The sequence below is a fragment of the Allorhizobium sp. nf9_anc genome (assembly GCF_056323085.1).
This window is the reverse complement of record NZ_CM150481.1, coordinates 1,439,665-1,465,667: the sequence shown is the minus strand read 5'-3', so window position 1 is coordinate 1,465,667 and position 26,003 is coordinate 1,439,665. Positions and strand designations below refer to the sequence as shown.

Below are 26,003 nucleotides of genomic sequence, written 5' to 3'. Positions count from 1 at the left end.
GGTGGTTCTCGTCATCGGCGTGTCCGCCCGTCAAATTCCTTGACCGTATCGCCGCCGAAAAGCAGGCGCTGCGGGTCGTCGTCGAAATTGGTAATCGCGTCGTTCAGGCCGCGAACAGTGTTGCGGGTATCGTTCACCAGCGTCTGGATGTCGCGCAGGCCTGTCGCCGAGAAGCGCTGCAAGTTGGAAGCAATCGGTCCAATCTGGGCGTTGAGGTTCTCGGCCGTCATGCGGATGGCCTCAAGCGTCTTGCGGGCTTCCACGCTGAGCGAATTTGCATCACCCGAGCCAAGGAACGCATCAACCTTCCTAAGGATCCCGTCGACCTGCTGGGATGAGGTGTTCAGACGGTTTGCAAGCTGGGTAAAGTCGTCGATGGCCTTGTCGATATCGTCACGACGGCCTGTAATGCTGTCCGAAAGTTCGCGGAAGCCTGCGATCGCCTTGCGGGCATCGGCAGAAGCGACCGACGCATCGTCAACGACCTGGCCAATCTTCTGGCTGTCGACGGCATCGATCAGCGACGAGACCTTCTGGAGCGTCTGATCGGCATTGTTGCCGAAGCGCTGGAAGGTGTCAGCCGTTTCGCGGAAGCTGTCGATCGCCGGACCGATCCGGTTCGAAGCGTCGGCAAAGCTTGCCGTTGCCCGCTCCGTATTGGTCAGGATCTGGTCGATCTTCTCGGAGTTAAGCGCCCTGAAGAGATCCTCGGCTGCCGCCAGCGTTGTATCGAGACGGCCGGAGAGACCGGATACGGAATCGGACAGCGAGCTGACACTCTTCAGGAATTCATCGATCCCCTTGGCATTATCAGCGAGCGACTTCGAGAAGGTCTCGGCATTGCGAACGGTGTTGGTTAGCGGTGCGCGGGCATCGGCGATGAAGCCCTGAAGCTCGGCCACGGCACCATCGGCTCGCTGCAAGATGCGGTCGGCGGTCGTCAACAGATTGGTCACGCTGGATTGTTCGGCTGTCAGGATAGCCGGCTCACCGGTATCCATGGCACGCTGCAGGATGGGATCACCGGATCCCGGACCGCCGCCGGAAAGCTCGACATAGGCAGCGCCCGTCAGCCCCTGGATTTCAAGCACCGCGGTGGTGCCGGATGTCACGGGAGCGTCGGCGCGGACCTCAGTGAAGGCCACCGAGAAATTCGGATCTTCATTGTCGATATAGAGATTGCGGACTGAGCCGACCGAAATGCCGTTGAAGCGAACCGGCGAACCGATGCTAAGGCCATTGGCCGATCCCGGAATGCGAATGGCGAGCGGCGCCATTTCGCCACCGCGTCCATATTCGGCCATCCAATAGACGAAGCCGAAGGCGGCCCCGATGACCAGCATCGTGAAAAAACCGACTATGGCGTAATTGGCTTTGGTTTCCATGGCTCACTCTACCGGATGTCCGGCGGAAGGCTCCGCCCGGGGAATGGAACGGGCACGCTTGCCCTTGAAATAGGATTGCACCCACTCGTCGTCGAAGGCGAGCATGTCGTCCAGCGTCCCCTCGACCAGAACGCGCTTCTGTCCCAGAACCGCAATACGGTCGCAGACGGAAAACAGGCTGTCGAGATCGTGGGTCACCATATAGACCGTCAATCCCAGCGTATCGCGCAGCTGCGCGATCAATTCATCAAATTCGGCAGCCCCGATCGGATCGAGACCGGAGGTTGGTTCGTCGAGGAAGACGAGATCCGGATCAAGCGCCAGCGCACGCGCAAGTGCCGCACGCTTGATCATGCCGCCTGAAAGTTCGGACGGATATTTGTCCGCAGCATCGGGATGGAGACCAACCAGCTCAATCTTGAGATAGGCAAGCTCATCCATCAGCCATTGCGGCAGATCCAGATATTCACGCATCGGCAGCTGGATGTTTTCCTTCACAGTGAGTGAGGAAAATAGGGCGCCGTGCTGGAAAAGAACCCCCAGGCGTGTGTCGAGTCTCATGCGCTGCAGGTCATCGACCGCATCGTAATCCGCGCCGAGGATCTCGATCTTGCCGGAGCGACGCGGCAACAGGCGCAGCACAGTGCGCATCAGAACGGACTTGCCCGCGCCGGATGCCCCGACGAAGCCGAGGATCTCGCCGCGGTAGATGTCGAGGTTCAGCTTGTCGAGAACAATCTTATCGCCGAAGCCGACCGTCAGTTCCTTCACCGACAGGATGACCTCGCGGTCTGGGGAGGGTCTGGTGTTCATCTGGCCCTCCTCAAAAATCGATCGCGGCGTAGAACATGGCAAACAGCCCGTCCACGAGAATGACGACGAAGATCGACTTGACCACGGATGCGGTGACATGGCGTCCGAGCGATTCGGCGCTGCCGCCCACCTTCATGCCTTCGACAGCCGCAATGATCCCGATGATCAGCGCCATGAACGGCGCCTTGATCATGCCGGTCGCAAGCGTCGAATAATCGACTGCCTCGTGCAGGCGGGTGATGAAGACATCAAAGGTGATGCCGGAATAGGCCCAGACCACGACCGCTGCGCCATAAAGCGCGGCGAAGTTGGCGACGATCGTCAGCAGCGGCAGTGCAATCGTCAGCGCAACAAGCCGCGGAAAGACCAGAACCCCGATCGGATTGAGGCCGATGACCTTCAAGGCATCGATTTCCTCACGCATCTTCATCGAACCGATTTCAGCCGTGATGGCGCTACCGGAACGCCCCGCGATCATGATCGCGGTCAGAAGCACGCCGATTTCGCGCAGCTGCAGGATACCGACGAGATCGACGACGAAAACTTCGGCACCGAAATAGCGCAACTGGAACGCTCCCTGCTGGGCAATGATCGCGCCGATCAGGAACGACATCAATGTGATGATCGGGACGGCCCGCACGCCCATGTGGTCGAGCTGATTGACCACGGATGCCGGAGACACACCGGAACCGCGCCCAGCCTTGGTCTGCGCCCCGCGGACGGCAGATCCGAGGACAAACATCATCGCGATCAGATCGCCCCAGAGGCTGATCGTCACTTTCCCGACAGGTTCGAAGATGCGCTCGAAACGGGTGCGGTGATCGACCGGCTTTTCCGGAGCCGTGACGTGCTCAGGAAGCGCTTCGATCAACTCGCGCATCCCCGGAGATCCGCCAACGATCTCGATCGATCCGCCGCGCTCGCGCCGTTCGGTTATGTAGCGGCGAACCAGCCATGCGCCAGCCGTGTCCATATCGCTGACTGCGCTGAGATCGATCGTCTCCCGCTGCGCGACCGGAGAATCAACCAGCGGGCCGGCGGAGTTGATCATCGCGCTCAGGCTGGTGTTCTTCCAGCGACCGGCAAGCCGGATCAGCCGGGCGTTTCCGTCCGGCTGCTCTTCGATCTCAATACGGGCGTCTTCTTGCTCAACCGAACTCAAGGTGGCGACAACTTCCAAATTCGCGCCGGGGGATCCGGGTTCGCAAATCACGTGACAGATAGCTGCACACTATAACCATCGCCGCCTGCGAAGAAATCCTTTGCAAACCGTTAATTGCGTTTTCCAACCCGATTGCGGGCCGTCATGACCGCTTTGCAACAGAGGGGTGGCTCAGGCCGCGCGAATCCCATCGTCCTGGGCCGTTTCGGCAATCGGTTTCGGCAGCAGGATGGGGACGAGTTTGCTGGCGCGCTTGGCTACCGGCGCTTCGCTGATCTTGTGGCCCCAGGAGATCAACTCCAGCCGACCGTCGGGATGTTCGGCGATCGCCGTGCAGCTTTCCACCCAGTCGCCGGTGTTGACGTAGTGGATGCCGTCGATGTCTTCCATGACGGCGTGGTGGATGTGGCCGCAGATAACGCCATCCACCTCGGCGCGGCGTGCCTCGTCTGCCACGACGCGCTGGAACTCGCCAATGAAATTGACCGCATGCTTGACCTGCAGCTTCGCCCAGGCCGAGAAAGACCAGTAGGGCATGCCGAGGCGGCGACGGATCGCGGCCAGAAGGACGTTGATGGCAATCGCGGTGTCATAGGCCCAGTCACCGAGATAGGCGAGCAGGCGGGCATTGCGCACGACCACGTCGAACTCGTCGCCATGGAGGACGAGGTATTTCTTGCCATCGGCCATTTCGTACACGATGCGCTGCTCGACCTCGATCCCGCCGAAATGGATGCCCGGGAAATCGCGCATGAACTCATCGTGATTGCCGGGGATGTAGATGATCCGCGTGCCCTTGCGCGCCTTGCGCAACACCTTCTGAACCACGTCATTGCATTGCTGCGGCCAGTACCAGCTGCGCTTCAGGCGCCATCCGTCGACGATGTCACCGACGAGGATAATGGTATCGGCCTCGTGCGTGCGCAGGAAATCCAGGAGGAAGTCCGTCTTGGCGGCTTTCGATCCGAGATGAACGTCCGAGATGAACAGGGTCCTGAAATGGCGTGTTTCGCTGGCTTCTTCCACGGCACGGTCCTCATCGCTGTCTTGAAAGCGCTTAATCAGACTCGTGTTTCAGGAAGATGACATCGCCGTGATCATGCCATTTACGGGACCTTCACCCCTCAAAATCTACTGAAAGCTCGCTGGGCATAGGCGGAACTAAAGTCTACCACTCCCGGTCAATTCGTGTATGACGGGCATACAGATCCGATGACCAGAAACTGCCGGTGAAACCAATGAATTCCCAGGACAAGAACAAGCCGCAAGTTGCGAACCCGACCGCCGATCTCGACGAGCAGGCGCTCTTCTATCACCGCTATCCCCGTCCCGGGAAACTCGAGATCCAGGCAACCAAGCCGCTCGGCAATCAGCGCGACCTCGCCCTTGCCTATTCGCCGGGTGTCGCCGCTCCCTGTCTCGCCATCAAGGACGACCCGGCAGCCGCCGACGATTACACGGCACGCTCCAACCTCGTCGCCGTGATCTCAAACGGCACAGCGGTCCTGGGCCTCGGCAATATCGGACCGCTGGCCTCCAAGCCGGTCATGGAAGGCAAGGCCGTCCTCTTTAAGAAATTCGCCGGCATCGACGTCTTCGACATCGAAATCGATGCACCTGGCGTCGACGACATGGTCTCGACCATTTCGGCCCTCGAGCCGACCTTCGGCGGTATCAACCTCGAAGACATCAAGGCCCCGGAATGCTTCCAGGTGGAAGACCAGCTCCGCGCCAAGATGAACATTCCTGTCTTCCATGACGACCAGCACGGCACCGCGATCATCGTTGCCGCCGCGATCCTGAACGGCCTGGAACTTGCCGGCAAGTCGATCGAGACCGTCAAGATTGTCGCCTCCGGTGCCGGTGCGGCCGCCCTCGCCTGCCTCAACCTCCTGGTGATCCTCGGCGCCAAGCGCGAGAACATCTGGGTCCACGACATTGAAGGCCTGGTCTACAAGGGCCGCAACGAGCTGATGGACCCCTGGAAGGAAGTCTACGCCCAGGAAACCGACAAGCGTGCGCTCGCCGAAAGCATCGACGATGCCGACGTCTTCCTCGGCCTGTCGGCAGCCGGCGTCCTGAAGCCGGAACTGCTGGCCCGCATGGCGCCAAAGCCGCTGATCATGGCGCTCGCCAATCCGAAGCCGGAAATCATGCCGGAAGAGGCCCGCGCGGCCCGCCCCGACGCGATGATCTGCACCGGTCGCTCCGACTTCCCGAACCAGGTCAACAACGTCCTCTGCTTCCCCTACATTTTCAGGGGTGCACTCGATTGCGGCGCGACCACGATCAATGAAGAGATGAAGATGGCCGCCGTCCGCGCCATCGCAGCCCTCGCCCGCGAGGAAGTCTCCGAAGTCGCCGCGCGCGCCTATACCGGCGAAACGCCAACCTTCGGCCCAGACTACCTGATCCCCTCGCCGTTCGATCCGCGCCTGATCCTGCGTATCGCTCCGGCCGTTGCAAAGGCGGCAGCCGACAGCGGCGTCGCACGCCGTCCGATCGCCGATTTCGACACCTATCTCGACCAGCTGAATCGCTTCGTCTTCCGCTCCGGCTTCGTCATGAAGCCGATCTTCGCGGCTGCCAAGACGGCATCGAACAAGCGCGTGATCTTCGCCGAAGGCGAGGACGAGCGCGTGCTGCGCGCAGCCCAGGTCCTGCTCGAAGACGGTATCGGCGAACCGATCCTGATCGGACGTCCGCAGATCATCGAGACGCGCCTGAAGCGCTACGGCCTGCGCATCCGCCCGGGCACCGATTTCGAACTGGTCAATCCGGAAGACGATCCGCGCTACCGCGACTATGTCGACGACTACTTCGCGCTGGTCGGCCGCGCCGGCATCAACCCGGAAGCTGCGCGCACGATCGTGCGCACCAACACCACTGTTATCGGCGCACTTGCCGTCAAGCGTGGTGATGCAGATGCCCTGATCTGCGGCGTCGAAGGCCGCTACGACCGCCATGTCCGTGACGTTCGCCAGATCATCGGCAAGCGTGAGGGTGTGCGCGACTTCTCAGGTCTCAGCCTGCTGATCTCGCAGCGCGGCGCCATCTTCTTCACTGACACCTTCGTCACGGACGATCCGTGTGCCGAGGAGATCGCGGAAATGACCATTCTCGCGGCGCAGGAAATCCGCCGCTTCGGCATCAGCCCGAAGGCAGCCCTGCTCTCCCATTCCAACTTCGGCTCCCGCCCGTCCGCCAGCGCCTCGAAAATGCGTCAAGCACTTGAGATCATCAGGACCAATGCACCGGAGATCGAAGTCGACGGCGAAATGCAGGGCGGCTCGGCCTTGTCAGAGGTCCTGCGCAAGCGCGCCATGCCGGAGAGCACGCTGACGGGTGAAGCAAACCTTCTGGTCTTCCCGAATCTCGACGCCGCCAACATCTCGCTCGGCATCGTCCGCACCATGATGGATGCCCTGCATGTGGGTCCGATCCTGCTCGGTGCCGCCATGCCGGCGCACGTGCTTTCGACCTCTGTGACATCCCGTGGCGTCGTCAACATGGCAGCACTGGCCGTCGTCGAAGCGTCGCAGCCGGCCGGTTGATTTGGGCTCTCGAGCGGCGGTTTTCGTCCGCCGCTCGACCGCCGCGAAACTTAGCCACTAGACAAGCCAAAGCTGCAACGCCGACACTGTTTCCCTTGAAATATAGGGTATTGTCGATGGCGCAGTCGGGGGCATATTTCGAACTCTTGGATTGGCTGGACCAGCAGGAAACGCTCGATCCTCCAGCCTTCCTGTCGCGCCTGCAGGTGGCCTACGAAACGGGACCGGTCACCTATGTCGACGCGGTCATCAGCAATGGCCGCATGCGCGCCCATACCATTCACCGCAGTCTCCGGCGACACGTGCCACACAGTGTGCGCAGCCCGCATCGCAAGCCGCCTGTCGAACAGATCCTCCGTGTCTTCGCAGCCCTCGAGCCCATTCAACTCGCCGGCAGGAACAGGGGCAACGAGGACGGGCCTGCAATCATTGGCTACCCCTTGCCCGGTCGCAACAGCGGTCTTCTGGTGGAAGCCGGACCACAGATCCCCGAACTCTCCACTTGGCGCCGCCTCCACGACAGAGACCTCCTGAGCCTGGGCACACGTTTGAACGCCAGGCTGACGCGACCCGCTCGCATGGAGAGCCTGGAAAAGTCGGGGGGACAGTCGTTGACCCGCCGCGAGCGCGAGACGCTGGCCTGGATTGCAGCCGGCAAGAGCTACTGGGAAACAGCCGTCATTCTCGGCATTACCGAACGCACGATCCGCCACTTCATGGCCAATGCCCGGCACAAACTCGACGTCATGACAAATGCTCAAGCTGTCGCCGAGGCCGTTTGGCGCGGCCTGATCCCGCGTCTCGCGGACACTGACGTGTCATCAGAAAAGGCAAAACCTTCATAGTATCATAGATTGCATATAAGAATGCTGGCGCAACCGTCAATTTCATTCGGATGGCTTGAGCCGCATCCTGCCTGTTCCGTTCTGCAAGAAGGAGCAAGGCATGATCAGGATCATCAACGGCGCACGCCGACACCAGTTTCCCTCCGACATCGATGCGATGCACAGGCTGCGCAAACGTGTCTTCCACGACCTCCTCGGCTGGGAGGTCGAGGTGCGCGATGCCTGGGAGATCGACGACTATGACCGGTCCAATCCGCTCTATGTTCTCTCCTATGGCGATGAGGGACGTCTGCGCGGTTCGCTTCGACTGCTGCCGACGCTTGGGCCGAACATGCTCGACGACACATTCCCGATCCTGCTCGGGGACGGTCCGCAAATCCGCAGCGCCGCCATCTGGGAATCGAGCCGCTTCTGCATCGATCCCGAGATCTCGCAGGACCGTGCCGGAAACCAGGTGACGATCGCCGCAGCCGAGCTGATGTGCGGCGTCGGAGAACTGGGCCTGGCATCCGGCCTCAGCCACATCGTCACCGTAACGGATGTGTTTCTGGAGCGCATGTTCAAGCGCATGGGCTGCCCCGGATTGCGGATCGGCGAGCCCCAGCGCATCGGCGTGGTTCAGGCGGTAGCGGTATCCTGGGAGGTCTCCCGGGACATGCTCGACAGGATGAAAGCGGTGGCGGCAATCGAGGGAAGCGTGCTCGAACGACCGATGACCCTCACGGCAGCTCAGGCCGCATGACATAGAACAAGGCGGGTGCGGCAGGTGCCGTACCCTACTCACGTCATCTGTCATTTGAATTTGACCACCACTCGGATATCCTGCACCGCATCAGGGTCGTAGTCTGCCTTGCAAACGACAACTGGAATCCGGATGTGCCGAGCAGGATAGTCAGTTCCATCGCGATGTTTGTCCTCATGGGCGGCATCTTGCCATCCGGGGCCGAGGCCTCGGCGCTTTGCGAGCGACTGCGCGACCGCCTGGTCCTGGTGGAGCAGGGCGGACGATCGCCTGAGATCAACAGCTATGCCAGCGCCATTGCGCAGCAGAATCTCGAACTGCGCAAGGCGCGCCAGGACCAGCGTCGGCTGCGCTGCCTCACCTCTTCCATCGTCCAGATCCGGCCTGATGGCGGCAATGACTGCAGCGACCTGGCAACGGCAATCTCCCGCATGGAGGCAAATCGCGACATCCTTGCAACGCGGCTGGCCGACCTTCGCGAAAGCCGCGTGGCGGATGCCCGCGCAGCTCTTGTAACGGCCCTCGAGGCAAATGGATGCGGCCCGGATGAGCCGCCACTGCCGCAGGAAGCCGAGCGCATCCCCTATCTCGACACGCTGCCGGAACCCTACCGTCCGGACCGCGAGGCGGAAGCAGCCTATGCGACGCCACCGCCGCCGATCGGCATCCTTCCGACCGGCAATGTCCGCACGCTCTGCGTCCGCACCTGCGACGGCGGCTTTTTCCCGATTTCATCACAGACGTCAGCGATGAATTTTGGCCGCGACGCTGCCCAGTGTCAGCAGATGTGCCCGGGGACGGAAACGGAGCTCTTCTTTCACGCGCCGGAACGCAGCGAAACGGTCGACATGGTCTCGGCCATCACTGGCCGTCCCTACAGGGACCTGCCGAACGCCTTCGTCTACCGCAATCGCCGGACGAATGCGGAGCCGTCCTGCGCCTGCAATCTTCAGCAATACTACCAACGCATGACGCCCCGTCCCGCCTTGCCCGACTACCAGTCTTCCGTGCTGGAGATTGCACCGAAGTCGAAAACGACACCGGCGGCTCCCCGCCCTGCCGTGGAACGCAGTCTGGATGAGGCAAACCTCAATGTTCGCCGCGTCGGCCCGGTCTTCATCCCTCCCGACAAGGGAACGATCGATCTCAGGAACCCGGCAGCGCCGGGTCCACAGCCCCTGCAGGAGTGACCGGCCCGGCGGCATGCACGCCCCAATGCTCCTCGAAGATCAGCTCCTCGAGCGCCAGACGCTTGCGCCAGCCCTTCACTTCGAGTTCGGGCGACGCATAGAGGTGATCGACAAGGCCGAGGCACAGGTAACCGATGATCTGGACGCGATCCGGGATCCCGAGGATCGCCTTCACTTCGGCCTCGTGGAAGATGCTGACCCAGCCGAGCCCGACCCCTTCCGCTCGCGCGGCAAGCCACAGGTTCTGGATCGCGCAGACCGTCGAGAAGGCATCCATCCTGGGATCATGGGTCCGCCCGAGAACAACGGGACCGGCACGATCGGGATCACACGTGACGCAGATATTCAGCGGCGCCTTGCGGATGCCCTCCAGCTTCAGCGCCCGATAGGCATCGCGGCGCGCCTCGGGAAACATCGCCTCTGCCTCTTCATTAGCCCGCGCAAACGCGTCCCAGACCGCCGCACGCGTCTCAGCGCTGCGGACCAGGATAAAGCTCCAAGGCTGCATGAAACCAACCGACGGTGCGGCATGGGCTGCTTCAAGCAGCCTGCGCACGAGATCGTCGGGCAAAGGATCGGGAAGAAACTGGTCGCGAACATCGCGTCGCGTATGAATGGCCCGGTAGACGGCATCCTTGTCCTCGTCGACAAAGGGCGCTGTCCGGACGAGGTACTCGTTCGGATCGTCGTGCATCGTAATCCCCACAATGCGCAACCACCCGCCGTCCACGCGGGTTCGGTCTATCTTGTCAGGCCGGTCTTCTGACTGGGCATCATCCGCAACACGCACCTTCCCGGATTGCTCCAGTGGTCGGGTTCCCCCTTGCGCATCACGTCCGCCTCACAGCGTTGGGCACGTGCCGAAATTTCACCAGCTTCCCGATTCTCCTGCCGATAGGCAGGCACCTGACAGATGGTTTCTAGCGTGAAGAGCCCGGCTGGGACAGATCAAAAACGACGGCGTCAGTCACTTGTTGGGAAGTAGCGCACGAATGCGAAGGCGGATCCATCCGGCGACCAATTCGGCACGTTGATCGAGCCCTGCCCACCGAAGAACTCGAACAGCGTCTCCACATTGCCGCCATCGGCATCCATCAAACGAAGCCGGACCTGCTTGTCACGGGGATGACCTGAGACCTCGGCATCATAGGAGAGGAACAGCACCTTGCTGCCATCCGGCGACGGATGCGGGAACCAGTCCCCGTAGCCGTCGGAGGTCAGCTGCTCCAGGCCGGTGCCATCGGTGCGCATCCGCCAGATCTGCATGGTGCCGGTGCGGCTGGAATTGAAGTAGATCCACTGCCCGTCAGGCGAATAATCGGGACCGTCATTGTGCCCCTCGCCGTTGGTCAGGCGCTGTTCGGCACCGCCCTTCGTCGAAATCGTGTAGATGTCGAAGGCACCGTTTCTCTCGCCGCAATAGGCAAGCACCTTCCCGTCCGGCGACCAGCCATGCCAATAGGACGGCATGTTCGTCGTCACCTGCCTTGGCTCGTCATCCCCGTCACCCAGCATGTAGATGCAGGACTTGCCGTAGAGCGTATGGTCGGAAAAGACGATCGAGGCACCGTCAGGCGAAATGCCGTGGTCGTTGTTCAGCCGGACGGCGAAGCTGGTGTCGATCAGTTCCGGCTCCGGATCATCCTCATCGAGCGGCAATGCATAGAGCAGGCCGTCGCCATTGATGACGAGAAACTCGCCGTCACGCGACCAGTTGGGCGCCTCGACGAGGTCCTCCGTCTGCCAGACGACCTCGCATTCACGGGTCGTCATATCGTAGATCTCGACCGAACTGCGCATAGTGGTCTCCTTGGAATAATCAGTCTGCACGTGAGCGATTTTCCATCGCCTGGCGCAGTTTGGCGAAGATCGCCCGGCCAGTCCGCTCAAGATGAGCACTGCGCCATTCGGTGTAGAAACCCCAGATCAGGCTGACGTTCAGCGTGAGGAACCCGATGCCCAGCATCTTGAAGCTTCCATCCCACAGGCCGTAGCAGCCAATCGCAATCGAGGGCAGGAAGTAGGCGGCGCCTGAGAGCGTCCGGTACAGCCCGCTATCCTGATTGTCATGCGCTCCGACAGCAAAGATATAGCTGCGCTCCTCCGCCGTGAAATCAGGCAAAGCAGCCCGGGCATCGTGGTCCTCTATCGACACGCTCAGCGATCCCGGAAACGGTTCGTGATCGGATAGCGGCGATCGCGTCCGAAGTTCTTCTTGGTGATCTTCACGCCCGGCGCCGATTGGCGGCGCTTGTATTCGGCAAGATAAAGCAGGTGCTCCACCCGGTGCACCGTCGCAATGTCATGGCCACGCGCAACGATCTCGTCCACGCCCATTTCCTTTTCGACGAGGCATTCGAGGATATCGTCGAGAACCGGATAAGGCGGCAGCGAATCCTGGTCGGTCTGGTTCGGCCGAAGCTCGGCAGACGGCGCCTTGGACAGAATGTTTGCGGGAATGACTTCGCCGGATGGTCCAAGCGCGCCTGGGGGGACATTCTCGTTGCGCCAGGCCGACAGCGCATAGACCTGCATCTTGTAGAGGTCCTTGATCGGGTTGAAGCCGCCATTCATGTCGCCATAGAGCGTGGCGTAGCCCACCGACATCTCCGATTTGTTGCCAGTGGTGACGACCATCGAACCGAACTTGTTGGAGACCGCCATCAGGATTGTCCCTCGTGTACGGCTCTGCAGATTTTCTTCCGTGATGCCGCTCTCGGTGCCCTCGAACATTTCCGACAGCGACGACAGGAAGCCCTCAACCGGCTCCTGGATCGGCACGATGTCATAATGGCAGCCGAGCGCCTTGGCGCAGGCTTCCGCGTCGGCGAAGCTCTCCTGCGAGGTATAGCGATAGGGCAGCATGATCGTGCGCACCCGCTCCTCGCCGAGCGCATCGACGGCGATCGCAGCACAAATGGCAGAATCGATGCCACCGGACAGGCCGAGCACGACGCTCTTGAAACCGTTCTTGTTAACGTAGTCGCGGAAGCCCAGCACGCAGGCGCGGTAGTCGGCCTCTTCCTTCTCCGGAATACGCGACATCGGACCCTGGTCGCAGCGCCAGCCATCATCCGTGCGCTTCCAGGTCGTGACCGACAGCGTCTCCTCGAACTGGCTCATCTGGAAGGCGAGCGACTTGTCGCCGTTGAAGGCAAAGCTTGCGCCGTCGAAGACGAGTTCGTCCTGGCCGCCGAGCTGGTTGGCGAACACCAGCGGCAGGCCTGTCTCGATCACCTGACGCAGCGCCACCTGATGGCGGACATCGACCTTGCCGCGGTAGTAGGGCGAGCCATTCGGTACCAGCAGAATTTCGGCGCCGGTCTCGGCCAGCGTCTCGCAGACGCCGAGATCGTTCCAGATCTCCTCGCAGATCGGCACCCCGATGCGCACACCGCGAAAATTCACCGGTCCCGGCATCTCGCCTTCGGTAAAGACGCGTTTCTCGTCGAACTCGCCATAGTTCGGCAGATCGAGCTTGTCGCGGAAGGCAAGGATCTTCCCGCCGTCGAGAATGGCGACGGAATTGTGCCGTCCCTTCTCGCCCTGGCGGGGAAAGCCGACGATCACGCCCGGGCCACCATCGGCCGTGTCGGCGGCAAGCGCCTCAACAGCCTGGAGACAGGCGCTCAGAAAGGCGGGTTTCAATACCAGATCTTCCGGCGGATAGCCTGAAATGAAGAGCTCCGTCAGCAACAGGAGGTCTGCCCCCTGCCCGGCCGCATCGGCGCGCGCAGCACGCGCCTTGGCCAGATTGCCGGCGACGTCGCCGACAACAGGATTGAACTGTGCCACCGCGATACGCAGGACGTCGGAGATCTTCTTTGCTTCGCTCATGACATCGATTTAGCCGCTCGCGTGACCGATCGCAACGTTGCTTGTCGACCCTGTGATCAGCAATGTCCGCCGCCGCTAACCAATCCCCCTGAAAGTGTGGGAACAAAGGCTTCTGCGCTACGGTTCATGTAGCATTCATGACACTTGTGTGACATCTGTGCGAAGATTTTACGACACCTGTCCCTGACCCGGAGTTCGACGTGGCACAGACCAGCCCGAAATCGCTCGTCGCGACCATTTTTAATGCCTTTGGTGCGACGCGCGAACGCGAGCTCGGCACGTCCTGGACGTTGCAGCTGGTCATTCAGTGGGTCAACACGGCGCTGATCGCAGCCGTCATCGTCGTACTGAGCGAAGTGCTCGCACGCGGCACGATGGTCGATGTCGTCGAGTACCTGACATCGTCGAGCCGGCCCGGGCTTGTGGCCGTGGGCATCATGTTCCTGGTCCTCTGCTTTGCAGACGCCATTATCGGCAAGGCTTACCAGTCCACGCTCTTCGTTGCGCCGCTGGCTCTGCTGCCCGCCTTCTTCTCGGGACAGAAGCAGCTCTTCCTGTCGGACCCGCTTTTTCCGAGCGACCTTCTCTTCGGTCGTCAGATCATGCAGCTGCTGCCAGCCATCGTTGCGGCTGAACCGGTCAAAGCGATTGCCCTTGCCATCGGAAGCCTCGTTTTCGTTGCCGCATTCGTCACGCTCATCTGGAAGAGCCGTAAGGTCTTCCCGCGGCTGAACTTGACAGGCCGGGGCGTTCGCCTTGCCCTCGCCTTCCCGCTGCTCGCCGGTTTCATCTCCCTGATGGACCCGATGGCCTTTTCCGCCTTCCGGGATCGCCTCAACATCGTGCCGATGATGTGGGACCAGAAGGAAAACTATCGCCACAACGGCTTCCTGATGGCTTTTGCCTTCAACGTGCCGATGGCGAGCGTCAGCGCCCCCGCCGGCTACAATCACGTCGCCATCACCGACATGCAGACCGACCTTCTGCCAGCGTCCTTCTTCTCGGGCCGTCAGGCCGACGTGATCGTCGTCATGAGCGAGTCGCTGTGGGATCCGACCAAGATGAGCAGCGTCCGCTACTCGACCGATCCGATGCCGACCATCCGCGCCTCGCAGTCCGGCCAGGTCTTCTCGCCGGAGTTCGGCGGCATGACGGCTAATGTCGAATTCGAAGCGCTGACCGGCTTTTCCAATGCCTTCCTGCCCTATGGCAGCATTCCCTATCAGCAATATATCCGCCGTCCCGTGCCTTCTCTCGCCACCTTCTTTGAATCGAAGGGCTATGTGAGCAAGGCCTTCCACCCTTTCCAGGGCTGGTTCTGGAACCGCAACAACGTCTACCAGTCTCTGGGCTTCCGTCAGTTCCAGTCCGAAGAGAACATGCCTGTGATGGACAAGCGTGGGATCTTCGCCTCGGACGAGGCCCTGACGCGCCACATCATCCGGGAAGCCGACAACACCAGCGAACCCTTCTTCTTCTTCGCTGTCACCCTGCAGGGTCACGGGCCCTACGAGCATAACCGCTATGCCAAGAACACCATCGAGGTGGACGCTCCGACCCTCTCTGACGGCAACACCAGCGCGCTTGCGACCTATGCGCAGGGTGTGAAGGAAGCGGACCAGAGCCTGAAGGTTCTCATGGACTGGGCGAAGAAGCGCCGCCGCGAAACGATCATCGTGCTCTTCGGCGACCACCTGCCACCGCTGAACGAGGTCTATACGGAGAGCGGCTACATGGCGAACGTCGTCGCCACCCGCAAGGCCTCGGTCGCCACCATGAAGCGCGAGCACGAGACTCCGCTCGTCATCTGGTCGTCCAAGCGCGGCGTTCAGAAGGACATCGGCTCGGTCAGCCCCTCGCAGCTGCCCTACTATATCGTCCGTATGGCCGGCTATCGCCACCCATACTATACCGGCATGCTCGGCCGCGTCGCCGAACGTTACTCGGTCATCGACCGGCATCAACTGATCGGCCGTAACAACAAGGCGCAGGCCGACTGGGCTCTGTCGGGCCGCATCGACCCATTGATCCGCGATTACCGTCTTCTGCAGCACGATGTGATGTTCGGCGAAGGCTACGGACTTGATCGTTTCTTCCCCGAGCAGTCCGATCGACTGCAACCGAGCAGTTGAACGCATCGTTACTTCGGATCACAGTTATCCATAAAGACATTTTGAACGGGGGGCGCTATTGCAGCGCCCCCCGATTTCAGTCATAGACTTTTTTTGTTCACCAAACCGGCCTGCTTGACAGTATTAGCGACCACTGTTCTTGCCTGGCTGCACGAGCGGTCGAACACTCTGATTGCATTCAAAGTTTAACGCCGAGCTTTTGCCATGCCGCTCATGTCGCGCGCTGAAATAGTTGCACATCCGCTCTACCCGGCGATCGAAAGGCAGATCGCCCAGCATCTCATTGGCATTCACATGCGAACCCCGCGCATGTCCCGCCTGAAGGCATCCCACCGCAAGTGGCTGATGACGCAGTCGGTGTTCGCGCTCGCCTTGCGCCGCACGCCGGACGACCCGCTGTCGGGCCTGACGGCCACACGTTTCGTGGAAACGGTAATGCGCCTGGGGGCTGCAAGCCGCAACACGGCGACGGGTTATCTGGCGGAACTGGTCGCCTACAAGTTCCTGCGTGACGTTCCCGACGTCCCCGACAAGCGTGTCCGCGTCCTTGAGCCTACGGAACTCAGCCTGAACGGCCTGCGCAGCTGGTTCAATGGCCATCTCGCCTGCCTCGATCGGCTCGATGGCGGCAATCGCGAAATGACCTCGCTGGGCGAAGAGCGGATCTTCCTGATCGCCCAACCCATCGGCGCCGACATCATGGTGGGCGATCCGATGTGGCGGGAGCCACCGGACTCGATTGGCCACTTCCTGTGGTCGGATCTCGGCGGCATCATCCTGCACGACCTGATCGCACGTCTCGACAATGTCGACCGCACGGCTTCAAGCGTATCCTGCGGACCGGTGACGCTGGTGGAATTGAGCGAAACCTATCAGGTCTCGACCACCAACCTGAAGCGCATGTTCAAGAAGGCGGAAACCGAAGAGCTCCTCTGCTGGGAGCAGCCGCGACGCCGGGGCGACCTGCTGCTGACGAACCGCTTCCTGGAAGACTATTTCAACTGGCAGTCGGCCAAGTTTGCAGCCATCGACCAGTCCTACCAGCAGGCGCTGGCTTCACTGGGGATCAACGCGGAGAACGCGGCTGCCGCCTGAAGGCGCTCAACTTCGGCTTGCGGCATAGTGCGGCAAGCCATCCTCGATGTCGTAGAAATCGCCTTTGTCGGCACAGAAGATGTGATAGCCGCCTTCGAGAGCCGTCGGGTTCGGAAACAGGCCCGCCATCAGCGAGATCCGCGCCTCGCCATCCGCCTTCCAGTAGAGAGCTGAACCACAATCGCGGCAAAAGGCGCGCTCGGCATCGGGGCTTGCCCGATAGGCGCTGATCTTCTCGCGCCCGCTGATCTCGACCTCGCTCAGCGCCGCATCCGTCGTCGCATAATAGAGCCCGGTCTGCCGACGGCATTGCGAGCAATGGCAATAGCTGACGGGTCCAAGCTTACCCCTGACCGTAATCGTCACCGCGCCGCACAGACAGCCGCCAATCTTGTCTTCGCTCATCACACACCTCCGCAAACGAGAACCGGGCGAGCTTCGTTGAAGCCCGCCCGGTCGTCAAACTCGGAATGCTGAACTTATGCTTCAGCCGTTCGCAACCAGCATCCGCTTTTCGTCACGGCCGCTCTTCATCCGCTCGGCAAGCAGGAAGGCAAGCTCGAGCGCCTGGTCGGCGTTGAGGCGCGGGTCGCAATGGGTGTGGTAACGATCGGCAAGATCATTGCCGGTCACCGCACGCGCACCGCCGGTGCATTCGGTCACGTCCTTGCCGGTCATCTCGATATGGATGCCGCCCGGATGCGAGCCTTCTGCACGGTGGATCTGGAAGAAGCTCTCCACTTCCGACAGGATCCGCTCGAACGGACGGGTCTTATAGTTGTTGAGCGTGATCGTGTTGCCGTGCATCGGATCGCAGGACCACACGACCTTGCGGCCTTCACGCTCGACGGCGCGGATGAGGCGCGGCAGGTGCTCGGCAACCTTGTCGTGACCGAAACGGCAGATCAGGGTCAGGCGACCGGCTTCGTTCTGCGGGTTCAGGATGTCGATCAGGTTCAACAGATCGTCGGCCTGCAGCGACGGGCCGCACTTCAGACCGATCGGGTTCTTGATGCCGCGGCAGTATTCCAGATGCGCATGGTCGGCCTGGCGCGTACGGTCGCCGATCCAGATCATGTGGCCGGAGGTTGCATACCAGTCGCCAGAGGTGGAGTCGACGCGGGTAAGCGCTTCTTCATAGCCGAGAAGCAGAGCCTCATGGCTGGTGAAGAAATCGGTTTCGCGCAGGCTCGGATTGTTTTCCGAGGTGATGCCCACGGCCTTCATGAAGTCCATGGTTTCGGAAATGCGGTCAGCAAGCTTGCGGTAGCGTTCGGCCTGCGGGCTATCCTTGACGAAGCCGAGCATCCACTGATGCACGTTCTCGAGGTTGGCATAGCCACCCATCGCGAAGGCGCGCAGCAGGTTCAAGGTCGCTGCCGACTGGCGATAGGCCATCAGCTGGCGCTCGGGGCTCGGGATGCGAGCCTCTTCGGTGAACTCGATGCCGTTGATGATGTCACCACGGTAGCTCGGCAGCTCGACGCCACCGATCGTCTCCATGTCCGAAGAGCGCGGCTTGGCGAACTGGCCGGCAATACGGCCAACCTTGACCACCGGCAGCTGCGCACCGAACGTCAGGACGACGGCCATCTGCAGGAAGGCGCGGAAGAAGTCGCGGATGTTGTCGGCGCCATGCTCAGCAAAGCTCTCGGCGCAATCACCGCCCTGCAGCAGGAAGGCTTCGCCTTCCGCGACCTGGGCCAGCGACTTCTTCAGGCGACGGGCCTCGCCCGCAAAGACCAGCGGCGGATAAGTCGAAAGCTGCTGCTCGGCAGCCTTCAATGCGTCGAGGTCCGGATACGCCGGAACCTGCTTGATCGGCTTCTGTCTCCAGCTGCTCGGGGTCCAATTCTGCGCCATGGTCGTCACCTGTCTGATACTAGCTGCGGCAACCTCCCGGCCGCATCGGATGGGGGCTTATAAACGGTTAATCGATGCTTGGAAAGCCGAAGTTTAGGGACTTTCGGAGGGTATAACGAAGAGCCGACCGCGCACTTTCTCACCCCTCGGACTGGCCCGGACCTGCCCTTGCGACGGCAGACGCTTGATATGACATGCACGTAAACGTAAGATCTTGATCGACATCCGGAACGGGAGGTTCGGCATGACACGGCACGAGATCGAAAATACCGAAATCCAGTTCGAAACGGCGGACCGCTTCCCGCTGCACGGAACGCTAATGCGTGGTCGCGGCGACGGGCCCATGGCGCTCATCTCCTCGGCCGCAGCCGTGCCACGCGGATTCTACGCCCGCTTTGCCGAACATCTCGTCGCCCATCACGGCTTCCGCGCCGCCATGACCTACGACTATCGCGGCGTCGCAGCCTCCCAGGCACCGAAGACTTGGAGGCGTCCGCTGTTGATGCGCGACTGGGCGCATTTCGACATGCCCGCCGCACTGCGTCGACTCGAACTGGAGGGACCCCAGCATCCGATCGTCGGCGTCGGCCAGTCCTTCGGCGGACAGGTATTGGCGCTCGGTGGCCGCTCCGACAGGTTCTCCCGCTATCTGATGGTCGCGACCATGACCGGATACTGGGGAAACACCAAGCCGAGGTTTCGCGTCTTCAGCCAGATGAATCTGGTGGGCGTGCCGCTGGCGGCACTGCTCGGCAAGGTTCCCGGCCAGATCGGCCTGGGTCAGACCCTGCCAGGGACCATCTTTCGCGAATGGGCGCGTTGGGGCCGGCATCCCGAATACTTCTTCGCCGATCCGACCATGGATGCGGCGCGCCGCTTTGCAGAGGTCGAGACCCCCATTCTCGCCATCGGCCTGACCGACGATCCCTGGGGTACGCCCAAGGCCCAACATGCACTGCTGAAATACTACAGCCGCGCCCCGACAGAGATACGCTGGGTCTCCCCGCATGAAGCAGGCGGCACAATCGGCCATCTCGGCTTTTTCCGCTCGGCCTTCAAGGACACTCTCTGGGGACCCGCGGTGGACTGGCTGAAGCAGGCTTGAGCTATCGCAGCGCAGCATGGTTACCCACACAATTCACAGCCCAAAACACGCACGCTTTTCAGTGAAAACTTGCAAAGCCGTCGCTTCATGAGAGCATGGAGATCTTGCGAACACCTCAATCCCGAGGCGTGCGCCCGTACCGACCGGAGGCAAGCTTCACGCAAGCCTCGCCCTCTACCCCGCTCTATGGGGGCGTAACGTGGTGTTCGGGAAGTTTTGACTTCCTGCGTTGATCATGAGGATCGTGTGATGGCGTATGATTGGACTGGAGTACAAACCCGCAGGAGCCGCCGGCTCCGGATTGTCCTGCTCTCGCTTCTGAGCCTTGCCGCATTATCGGCACCCGTCCTGGGACTGGATCTCATCTCGAAGTTCTGATTGTCACCTGCGGACCTCTGATGAGACCCGCAGGGATTGCTTTAATGTCGGTACAAGCGGCGGCGGCTTAGACCCGCTCGCCGTTCCTGACCCTGTATGTCGGCGTGTACATCGTCACCAGTTCTTCCGCAGCTGTCGGGTGAACGGCCATGGTGCGATCGAAATCATCCTTGGTGCAGCCGGCCTTGAGTGTGATGCCCAGCAGCTGCGCCATCTCGCCTGCATCATGGCCCAAGATGTGTGCGCCGACGACCTTGCGATCGGCGGCATTGACGATCAGCTTCATGATCATCTTCTCGGCCCGGCCCGACAGCGTCGCCTTCATCGGACGGAACTGCGCGCGATAAACCTCGATCTCCTCGAACTTCTTCGCAGCAGCCTCTTCAGAAAGGCCAACGGTGCCGATCTCCGGCTGCGAGAATACTGCCGTCGCGATCAGATCATGATCGGGTGACGTCGGATTATTCTTGTACTCCGTCTCGATGAAGCACATCGCCTCATGGATGGCGACCGGCGTCAACTGAACCCGGTCCGTGACATCGCCGAGAGCGAAGATGCTCGGCACGTTGGTCTTCGAATACGCGTCGACCACGATCGCGCCACGCTCGTTCGTCTCAACGCCTGCAGCTTCGAGACCAAGCCCCGTGGTGTTCGGATCGCGGCCGAGCGCCAGCATGACCTGCTCGACGACCAAACGGCCATTGTTCATCGTCTCAACGTCGAGATTGCCGGCGGGCGACTTCGTCACCTTCTGGATATGGTCCTGGCAAATGATGCGGATCCCTTTGGCCACCATCGCCTCATGCAGCCCACGGCGCATGTCCTGGTCGAAGCGGCTGAGGATCTCGCCACCGCGATAGATCAGCGTCGTCTCGACGCCCAGCCCGTGGAAGATGTTGGCAAACTCCACTGCGATATACCCGCCGCCGGCAATCAGGATGGAGCGCGGCAACTTTTCAAGATGAAATGCCTCGTTGGACGAGATGCAGTGCTCATAGCCTGGCAGAGCCGCATGCGGATTGGGCGCGCCACCGACGGCCACGACAATGCGCTCGGCCGTGACTTCCTGGCCGCCCTTCACGAGGCGCACGCTGTGGGGCCCCGTGAGTTCGGCGCGCGTTTCAAGGATCTCGACGTCGGCATTCTCCAGGCCCTTGCGATAAAGGCCTTCCAACCGGTCGATTTCCTTGTCCTTGGCAGCAATCAGCGACGGCCAGTCAAACTTGCTTTCGCCAACCGTCCAGCCATAGCCGGCCGCATCCTCGAAATGTTCGTGATACTGCGAGGCATAGACGAAGAGCTTCTTCGGCACGCAGCCGCGGATCACGCAGGTACCGCCGAAGCGATACTCTTCGGCAATCGCCACCTTCTTGCCGAGCGATGCCGCCACACGGGCGCTGCGCACCCCGCCTGAGCCGCCGCCGATGACGAAGAGGTCGTAGTCGAACTGGCTCATGGAGGTCTCCTGCCCGGCCGGGCGCTTGCTGCAACTGCGCCTGATATAGGAGACGGAAGCACAAAAAGAAAAGCCCGGGACGACGCCCGGGCTCGAAAATCCAAAACGGATCGTATCAGGGCTTCGGCGCTTCCGCCGCTGCCGGCTGCTCGGCCTGAACCTGGGCGAGCAGGGCTGCATTGGCCTGCTGTTCGAGATCGCGGGCGATGCCGGCGGTCCAGATGTCGGCTGCCTTCAGCAGTTCGCGGGTGGCAATCGGGCCATCCTTCAACAGCTTCTTGCCGGCTTCGCTGCCGTAGAAGGCAGTGATCTGGTTCAGTTCTTCAGCCGTGAACGCCTTGGCATAGACCAGTGCTGCTTCGCGTTCGAGGTCTGCACGGCGGGCAGCAAGCTTCAGGGCTTCTTCCTCGACCTTGGCCGAGATCACGTCCTGCAGGTTCGGATAGGCCTGGATGAGCTGGGCCGTCAGACGGTCCATGATGTTCGGCAGGATCGCATCGAAGCGGTTGGTCACGCCGAGCGCGCTGATCGCGTCGCGTGCCGCCTGCATGTGCTCGGCCGGCACGTCCTGAGCCTTTGCCGAAACGGCGCCCAGTGCAAGGCTGCCGGCGATGACGGCGATCGAGGCAAAGCGGCCCATACCCGTAAAGCTGATCATGAAATTCAATGCTCCTGTTAGTTCTTCGGCTCCATCACCCGTGCACCCGCCGGTCCGGCGATGATCGCGAGCGATGCCAAGTTTATGAAAAGGCCGTGTTCCACCACGCCGGGGATTTGATTGAGCCGGCTTGCCAGAGCGTCTGCATCAGGAATGCGGCCAAAAGATGCGTCGAGAATGAGGTGTCCGCCGTCGGTCATGAAGAGGCTCTCGTCCGAACGGGTCCTGAGCTTCATGGGACCGCTGAGACCGAGCTCGTCTGCCAGTCGTTCGATGGCAAGCCGGGTCGACGCCTGGCCGAAGGGATTGATCTCGATCGGCAGTGGGAATGCGCCGAGTGTTTCGACCAGCTTGGTCTCGTCGGCGATGACGATCATCCGGGTCGAGGCAGCCGCGACGATCTTTTCGCGCAGAAGCGCGCCGCCGCCGCCCTTGATCAGGCGAAAACCACCATCGATCTCGTCGGCGCCATCGATCGTCAGATCGAGCTGCGGCAGTTCGTCCAGCGACTTCAGCGGAACGCCGAGTTCAAGGCAGAGGCGCGCCGTGCGCTCGGATGTCGGGACACCCTCGACCTTGAGGCCACCGGCCACCTTTTCCGCCAGCAGCCGAACGAATTCTTCCGCGGTCGAACCGGTTCCGATCCCGAGACGCATGCCGTCTTCGACATGTTCCAGCGCCGCAGCTGCGGCCTTGATCTTCATTTCGCGGGCGTCCATGCGCCGAAAGCTCCCGTCCGTTTCGTTGGATGCTGTTTACACGCCTCCTTGGCCGAGTGAAAGCCCCGCATCGCCATGCGGCGTTGCCTTTTCAGAGGATTTCCCCTACCCCCGGCAGCACTGATGAGATTGCAAGGGAGCTTCGTCTTGACCGCCACGACCATCGTCTTCGACCTCGACGGAACCCTGATCGACACGGCCCCGGACCTGGTCGAAAGCCTCAACCACACGATCGCGGCCCGCAATCTCGACCCCGTCACCTATGATGACCTGACCCATCTTGTCGGCCAGGGTGCGCGCGTCATGATCCAGCGGGCCTTCGCCCTGCGCGGTGCGCCGCTGACCGAAGACGAGGTCCCCGCCCTGCTCGACCGCTTCATTGATCACTATAAAGAAGCCATGCCCGGCAAGAGCCACCCCTATCCGGGCCTGCTCGACGCGCTTGATCGGCTGCGCGCCGCAGGCTTCCGGCTGGCCGTCTGCACCAACAAGATGGAACGGCTGGCGCTGCCACTGCTCGAACGTCTGGAGCTGACCGACTATTTCGCAGCCATTGCCGGCGGCGACACATTCGCCTTCCGCAAGCCTGACCCGGCACACATCCTGGCAACCGTCGAACGCGCGGGCGGCGTGGCCGACAAGGTGCTGATGATCGGTGACAGCATCAACGACATCCTGGCCGCCCGAAACGGAAACATCCCATCGATCGCTGTCCCATTCGGCTATTCGGACGTTCCCGTGGAAGAGCTCGGCGCCTCGCATGTGATCGCACACTTCGACGAACTGACCGTCGAACTCGTCGAGCGCCTGACCCGCTAAGCGGACACAAAAAATGGCGGGCACCAGGCCCGCCATTCAATATCATGCTCAGAAATCTGCCTGATCAGACCCGCGGTGCGCGCGCATCCGTCGTCGCCTTGAAGGCCTTTGCCGTGTGGCCGTCGCGGCCATAGACATCATCGAAATACTCGACGACGCCGTCTTTGTTCGGCCAGGCCGTGAAATAGGACACGTAAACCGGGATCTTCTGCGGCACCTGAACGGCACGGTTCTGGCCCGATGCGATCTGCTTACCGATTTCCTCGACCGTCGTGCCCATAACCGCAGCCGCCATCACGCGCGGCTCGGCGAGGCGCACACAGCCATGGCTGAGCGCCCGCATGTCGCGGTTGAAGTAGCTCTTCGACGGCGTGTCATGCATGTAGATCGCATGCTCGTTCGGGAAGAGGATCTTCAACTCGCCGAGTGCATTGTCGCCACCCGGCGGCTGACGGACGTCGACGGCATGGGTCACGTTCCAATCGACCTGGCTCGATGCAACCTTACGGCCGTCATACGAGACTTCGTAGCCGAGGCGGTCCAGATAGGATGGATCTGCGCGCAGCTTCGGCAGCATCTCGTTGACGATGATCGACTTTGGAACGCCCCAATAGGGATTGAATTCGACGGTCTCGATCTGGTCCTGGAAGAAATAGGTCTGGTTGGCCTTGGAACCGACGACCACCCGCATCGACAGCTGTTCCTTGCCGTCGTTCACGTAAGTGGCGCGGAAGGAAGGCGCATTGATGAAGACATAGCGCGAGCCGAGATCGGTCGGCAGCCAGCGCACGGCTTCCAGCGACGTCTGCAGCTTGGCGATCTTCTCGGCATTGCTATGGCCGGTCATGGCACGGATCGTGGCGGGGCCGACGACACCGTCAGGCTTCAAGCCCTTTTCCTTCTGAAACGCTTCGACGAGCGCGACCAGTTCGGGCGTGTATTCCGGCGTGTTCATGTAGCCGGTCAGCGTTGCTGCATGCGCAGACAGGACGGCTTCGGAGGCAACCTGCTTCACCGCACCCACGACATTGGCGAGTTCCGGATTGCTCTGACCGGGCTTCAGCAAGGTACCCGGCGCAATCGCGATCGGCTTCGTCGAGGCCTGAGCATCTTCCGCTCGCAGACGGGCGAGCTCGTCGCGCAAGGCCACGAATTGCGGGCTCTTCGGATCGCGGTTGCGCAGATAGGCGGCGACGTCAGGGCTCAGCCGCAGCATATCGAGCACGGGCGCAATGTTCACGCCCTTCCGCTTGAAGTCGTAATAGCCGGAGATCTTGTTCGGATCGATGCGCCCGCGCGTCGTATCCTGCACGTAGGTCAGCACCTTGGCCGAGAGCGCCACTTCGAACCCCATCAGCTCGCGCTGACGCTTCTCCGGATCGGCAGGATCAGCCGTTTCGGCCGGCATGGTAACCAGGTAGTCGTCGGGCGAGAGACCGACGGTGTCTGCGGCGGCGAGCGCCTCGATCATCCGGCGACCTCGCTCGGAAATACCCTCGCCATCCGTCCAGATCAGCGGCTTGTTGAGATTGCCGTAATAGGCTTCGACAGTCTTCGCGACCTCGTCATTCGCCCGAACAGAGACGTCGGACAGGAAACGCCGGCTACCCAAGACTTCCGGCGAAGCCTGAGCTTCGGCAGAGCCTGCGACAGGCTCCGATACCGGCAGCTTGATCTTGATCGCGCGCTGCGCCTCCGGCTTGTATGTGTAGTACTGCGGGCCCGCGACCTTCGGCAACGGCTCCGGATCACCCATCTCAAGCCCACCGCGCGCCTGCTGTTCCAGCGAGGCCGGAGCAGCCTGCTGCTTGGCCTGACGACCAGGGCCGCCGCGGAGCAGATCGAGAAGCGTAGTGGCAGTCGCCTCGCCCGGCAGGGTTCCGACCGCGGTAGTCGCAGCAAGAAGCGCGGTGACTACGAATTTCGTGTTTCTCGTCATTCTCTGTTCCATTTCCCGGTCCGAGTCTTGGGCGGACTCGCGGCATCATGAGTGTCTTGGCGGATCACTAGCGGATCGGCATATCGTTGAAAAGTTGGACGTCGCCATGCTCTCTCATGCAACAGCGTCAACTTTGTGTGACCCGTCGGCTGAGGAAAGCCGCCGTGCCCGCGCAAACTAAATGGAAACATTCGTTAAATTTTGATTGACGTTAACAACTCGTAGCAAACGCACCCCCAGGATCCCCATTCACTTCACGACAAATAGTCGTGACACGTGCTGCAAACGACACAGACGCACCGCTGCGACCG

The 26,003-nt window shown here is 61.4% G+C and carries 22 protein-coding genes and 1 riboswitch; of the genes, 8 read left to right on the top strand and 14 right to left on the bottom strand.

What is annotated here, in order from left to right:
* Positions 1 to 11: 11 nt before the first annotated feature.
* From AC02Y0_RS06920 to AC02Y0_RS06905, 4 genes are all read right to left on the bottom strand, one after another.
* A complete protein-coding gene (locus AC02Y0_RS06920) occupies positions 12 to 1,385 on the bottom strand; it encodes an MlaD family protein (protein WP_476383225.1) in 1,374 nt (457 codons plus the stop codon).
* A gap of 3 nt (positions 1,386 to 1,388) precedes the next feature.
* Positions 1,389 to 2,198 (bottom strand): ABC transporter ATP-binding protein, encoded by an 810-nt coding sequence (locus AC02Y0_RS06915; RefSeq protein ID WP_476383224.1) that lies wholly within the window; start codon positions 2,196 to 2,198, stop codon positions 1,389 to 1,391.
* A gap of 10 nt (positions 2,199 to 2,208) precedes the next feature.
* Positions 2,209 to 3,360 carry an MlaE family lipid ABC transporter permease subunit gene (locus AC02Y0_RS06910; protein ID WP_476383223.1) on the bottom strand — a complete coding sequence of 384 codons (1,152 nt, stop codon included), beginning with the start codon at positions 3,358 to 3,360 and terminating at the stop codon, positions 2,209 to 2,211.
* 171 nt (positions 3,361 to 3,531) lie between these two features.
* Complete coding sequence (locus tag AC02Y0_RS06905) at positions 3,532 to 4,386, bottom strand: UDP-2,3-diacylglucosamine diphosphatase (RefSeq protein WP_476383222.1); 855 nt, start codon at positions 4,384 to 4,386, stop codon at positions 3,532 to 3,534.
* 212 nt (positions 4,387 to 4,598) lie between these two features.
* Between AC02Y0_RS06905 and AC02Y0_RS06900 the strand changes: the two genes are divergently transcribed.
* From AC02Y0_RS06900 to AC02Y0_RS06885, 4 genes are all read left to right on the top strand, one after another.
* The gene (locus AC02Y0_RS06900; RefSeq protein ID WP_476383221.1) at positions 4,599 to 6,914 is read left to right on the top strand and encodes an NADP-dependent malic enzyme; all 2,316 of its coding nucleotides are present in this window, start codon (positions 4,599 to 4,601) and stop codon (positions 6,912 to 6,914) included.
* Positions 6,915 to 7,030: 116 nt separating this feature from the next.
* Complete coding sequence (locus tag AC02Y0_RS06895) at positions 7,031 to 7,759, top strand: helix-turn-helix transcriptional regulator (protein ID WP_476383220.1); 729 nt, start codon at positions 7,031 to 7,033, stop codon at positions 7,757 to 7,759.
* Between the two features lie 100 nt (positions 7,760 to 7,859).
* The gene (locus AC02Y0_RS06890) at positions 7,860 to 8,501 is read left to right on the top strand and encodes an acyl-homoserine-lactone synthase (protein WP_476383219.1); all 642 of its coding nucleotides are present in this window, start codon (positions 7,860 to 7,862) and stop codon (positions 8,499 to 8,501) included.
* A 134-nt stretch (positions 8,502 to 8,635) separates the two neighbouring features.
* Positions 8,636 to 9,691: a DUF2865 domain-containing protein gene (locus AC02Y0_RS06885; RefSeq protein ID WP_476383218.1), complete on the top strand. Its 1,056-nt coding sequence runs from the start codon at positions 8,636 to 8,638 to the stop codon at positions 9,689 to 9,691.
* Here AC02Y0_RS06885 and bluB read toward each other — a convergent pair.
* From bluB to AC02Y0_RS06865, 4 genes are all read right to left on the bottom strand, one after another.
* Complete coding sequence (gene bluB / locus AC02Y0_RS06880) at positions 9,648 to 10,385, bottom strand: 5,6-dimethylbenzimidazole synthase (RefSeq protein WP_476383216.1); 738 nt, start codon at positions 10,383 to 10,385, stop codon at positions 9,648 to 9,650. The genes AC02Y0_RS06885 and bluB overlap by 44 nt on opposite strands.
* Before the next feature lie 41 nt (positions 10,386 to 10,426).
* A riboswitch (cobalamin riboswitch) is annotated at positions 10,427 to 10,616 on the bottom strand.
* Positions 10,617 to 10,654: 38 nt separating this feature from the next.
* A complete protein-coding gene (locus AC02Y0_RS06875; RefSeq protein WP_476383215.1) occupies positions 10,655 to 11,491 on the bottom strand; it encodes a TolB family protein in 837 nt (278 codons plus the stop codon).
* A gap of 19 nt (positions 11,492 to 11,510) precedes the next feature.
* On the bottom strand, positions 11,511 to 11,846 hold the full coding sequence (locus AC02Y0_RS06870; protein ID WP_476383214.1) for a hypothetical protein: 336 nt from the start codon (positions 11,844 to 11,846) through the stop codon (positions 11,511 to 11,513).
* Between the two features lie 2 nt (positions 11,847 to 11,848).
* Positions 11,849 to 13,528, bottom strand: a complete 1,680-nt coding sequence (locus tag AC02Y0_RS06865; RefSeq protein ID WP_476383213.1) for an NAD+ synthase — start codon at positions 13,526 to 13,528, stop codon at positions 11,849 to 11,851.
* A gap of 200 nt (positions 13,529 to 13,728) precedes the next feature.
* On the opposite strand from AC02Y0_RS06865, the gene AC02Y0_RS06860 reads away from it, so the two are divergent.
* Both AC02Y0_RS06860 and AC02Y0_RS06855 read left to right on the top strand, forming a co-directional pair.
* On the top strand, positions 13,729 to 15,660 hold the full coding sequence (locus AC02Y0_RS06860; RefSeq protein WP_476383212.1) for an LTA synthase family protein: 1,932 nt from the start codon (positions 13,729 to 13,731) through the stop codon (positions 15,658 to 15,660).
* A gap of 204 nt (positions 15,661 to 15,864) precedes the next feature.
* A complete protein-coding gene (locus AC02Y0_RS06855; protein ID WP_476383211.1) occupies positions 15,865 to 16,755 on the top strand; it encodes a hypothetical protein in 891 nt (296 codons plus the stop codon).
* Between the two features lie 6 nt (positions 16,756 to 16,761).
* Here the strand turns inward: AC02Y0_RS06855 and AC02Y0_RS06850 are convergent, their stop codons facing one another.
* Together AC02Y0_RS06850 and AC02Y0_RS06845 are read right to left on the bottom strand one after the other, a co-directional pair.
* On the bottom strand, positions 16,762 to 17,160 hold the full coding sequence (locus tag AC02Y0_RS06850) for a GFA family protein (protein WP_476383209.1): 399 nt from the start codon (positions 17,158 to 17,160) through the stop codon (positions 16,762 to 16,764).
* 81 nt (positions 17,161 to 17,241) lie between these two features.
* Positions 17,242 to 18,618, bottom strand: coding sequence for a class II 3-deoxy-7-phosphoheptulonate synthase (locus AC02Y0_RS06845; protein WP_102020274.1), 1,377 nt, complete (start codon positions 18,616 to 18,618; stop codon positions 17,242 to 17,244).
* Between the two features lie 244 nt (positions 18,619 to 18,862).
* On the opposite strand from AC02Y0_RS06845, the gene AC02Y0_RS06840 reads away from it, so the two are divergent.
* A complete protein-coding gene (locus tag AC02Y0_RS06840) occupies positions 18,863 to 19,723 on the top strand; it encodes an alpha/beta hydrolase family protein (protein WP_476383207.1) in 861 nt (286 codons plus the stop codon).
* A gap of 445 nt (positions 19,724 to 20,168) precedes the next feature.
* Here AC02Y0_RS06840 and gor read toward each other — a convergent pair whose 3' ends face one another.
* The 3 genes from gor to rpiA all read right to left on the bottom strand — a co-directional run bounded on the left by gor (position 20,169) and on the right by rpiA (position 22,934).
* Positions 20,169 to 21,557, bottom strand: a complete 1,389-nt coding sequence (gene gor / locus AC02Y0_RS06835; RefSeq protein WP_476383205.1) for a glutathione-disulfide reductase — start codon at positions 21,555 to 21,557, stop codon at positions 20,169 to 20,171.
* Between the two features lie 115 nt (positions 21,558 to 21,672).
* On the bottom strand, positions 21,673 to 22,215 hold the full coding sequence (locus AC02Y0_RS06830) for a DUF2059 domain-containing protein (RefSeq protein WP_102020277.1): 543 nt from the start codon (positions 22,213 to 22,215) through the stop codon (positions 21,673 to 21,675).
* Positions 22,216 to 22,232: 17 nt separating this feature from the next.
* A complete protein-coding gene (gene rpiA, locus AC02Y0_RS06825; RefSeq protein ID WP_102020278.1) occupies positions 22,233 to 22,934 on the bottom strand; it encodes a ribose-5-phosphate isomerase RpiA in 702 nt (233 codons plus the stop codon).
* A gap of 123 nt (positions 22,935 to 23,057) precedes the next feature.
* Here rpiA and AC02Y0_RS06820 point away from each other — a divergent pair, with 123 nt between their 5' ends.
* Positions 23,058 to 23,753 (top strand): HAD family hydrolase, encoded by a 696-nt coding sequence (locus AC02Y0_RS06820; protein WP_476383204.1) that lies wholly within the window; start codon positions 23,058 to 23,060, stop codon positions 23,751 to 23,753.
* A gap of 64 nt (positions 23,754 to 23,817) precedes the next feature.
* On the opposite strand, the gene AC02Y0_RS06815 is transcribed toward AC02Y0_RS06820, so the two are convergent.
* Positions 23,818 to 25,692 (bottom strand): L,D-transpeptidase family protein, encoded by a 1,875-nt coding sequence (locus tag AC02Y0_RS06815; RefSeq protein WP_476383203.1) that lies wholly within the window; start codon positions 25,690 to 25,692, stop codon positions 23,818 to 23,820.
* Positions 25,693 to 26,003: the final 311 nt, after the last annotated feature.

Excerpts from the sequence above, each read along its gene's own strand:
- AC02Y0_RS06920 (WP_476383225.1), bottom strand. The coding sequence starts at position 1,385 with ATGGAAACCAAAGCCAATTACGCCATAGTCGGTTTTTTCACGATGCTG.
- AC02Y0_RS06915 (WP_476383224.1), bottom strand. The coding sequence starts at position 2,198 with ATGAACACCAGACCCTCCCCAGACCGCGAGGTCATCCTGTCGGTGAAG.
- AC02Y0_RS06900 (WP_476383221.1), top strand. The coding sequence starts at position 4,599 with ATGAATTCCCAGGACAAGAACAAGCCGCAAGTTGCGAACCCGACCGCC.
- AC02Y0_RS06895 (WP_476383220.1), top strand. The coding sequence starts at position 7,031 with ATGGCGCAGTCGGGGGCATATTTCGAACTCTTGGATTGGCTGGACCAG.
- AC02Y0_RS06890 (WP_476383219.1), top strand. The coding sequence starts at position 7,860 with ATGATCAGGATCATCAACGGCGCACGCCGACACCAGTTTCCCTCCGAC.
- bluB (WP_476383216.1), bottom strand. The coding sequence starts at position 10,385 with ATGCACGACGATCCGAACGAGTACCTCGTCCGGACAGCGCCCTTTGTC.
- AC02Y0_RS06875 (WP_476383215.1), bottom strand. The coding sequence starts at position 11,491 with ATGCGCAGTTCGGTCGAGATCTACGATATGACGACCCGTGAATGCGAG.
- AC02Y0_RS06865 (WP_476383213.1), bottom strand. The coding sequence starts at position 13,528 with ATGAGCGAAGCAAAGAAGATCTCCGACGTCCTGCGTATCGCGGTGGCA.
- AC02Y0_RS06855 (WP_476383211.1), top strand. The coding sequence starts at position 15,865 with ATGCCGCTCATGTCGCGCGCTGAAATAGTTGCACATCCGCTCTACCCG.
- AC02Y0_RS06850 (WP_476383209.1), bottom strand. The coding sequence starts at position 17,160 with ATGAGCGAAGACAAGATTGGCGGCTGTCTGTGCGGCGCGGTGACGATT.
- AC02Y0_RS06845 (WP_102020274.1), bottom strand. The coding sequence starts at position 18,618 with ATGGCGCAGAATTGGACCCCGAGCAGCTGGAGACAGAAGCCGATCAAG.
- AC02Y0_RS06840 (WP_476383207.1), top strand. The coding sequence starts at position 18,863 with ATGACACGGCACGAGATCGAAAATACCGAAATCCAGTTCGAAACGGCG.
- gor (WP_476383205.1), bottom strand. The coding sequence starts at position 21,557 with ATGAGCCAGTTCGACTACGACCTCTTCGTCATCGGCGGCGGCTCAGGC.
- AC02Y0_RS06830 (WP_102020277.1), bottom strand. The coding sequence starts at position 22,215 with ATGATCAGCTTTACGGGTATGGGCCGCTTTGCCTCGATCGCCGTCATC.
- rpiA (WP_102020278.1), bottom strand. The coding sequence starts at position 22,934 with ATGGACGCCCGCGAAATGAAGATCAAGGCCGCAGCTGCGGCGCTGGAA.
- AC02Y0_RS06820 (WP_476383204.1), top strand. The coding sequence starts at position 23,058 with ATGAGATTGCAAGGGAGCTTCGTCTTGACCGCCACGACCATCGTCTTC.
- AC02Y0_RS06815 (WP_476383203.1), bottom strand. The coding sequence starts at position 25,692 with ATGACGAGAAACACGAAATTCGTAGTCACCGCGCTTCTTGCTGCGACT.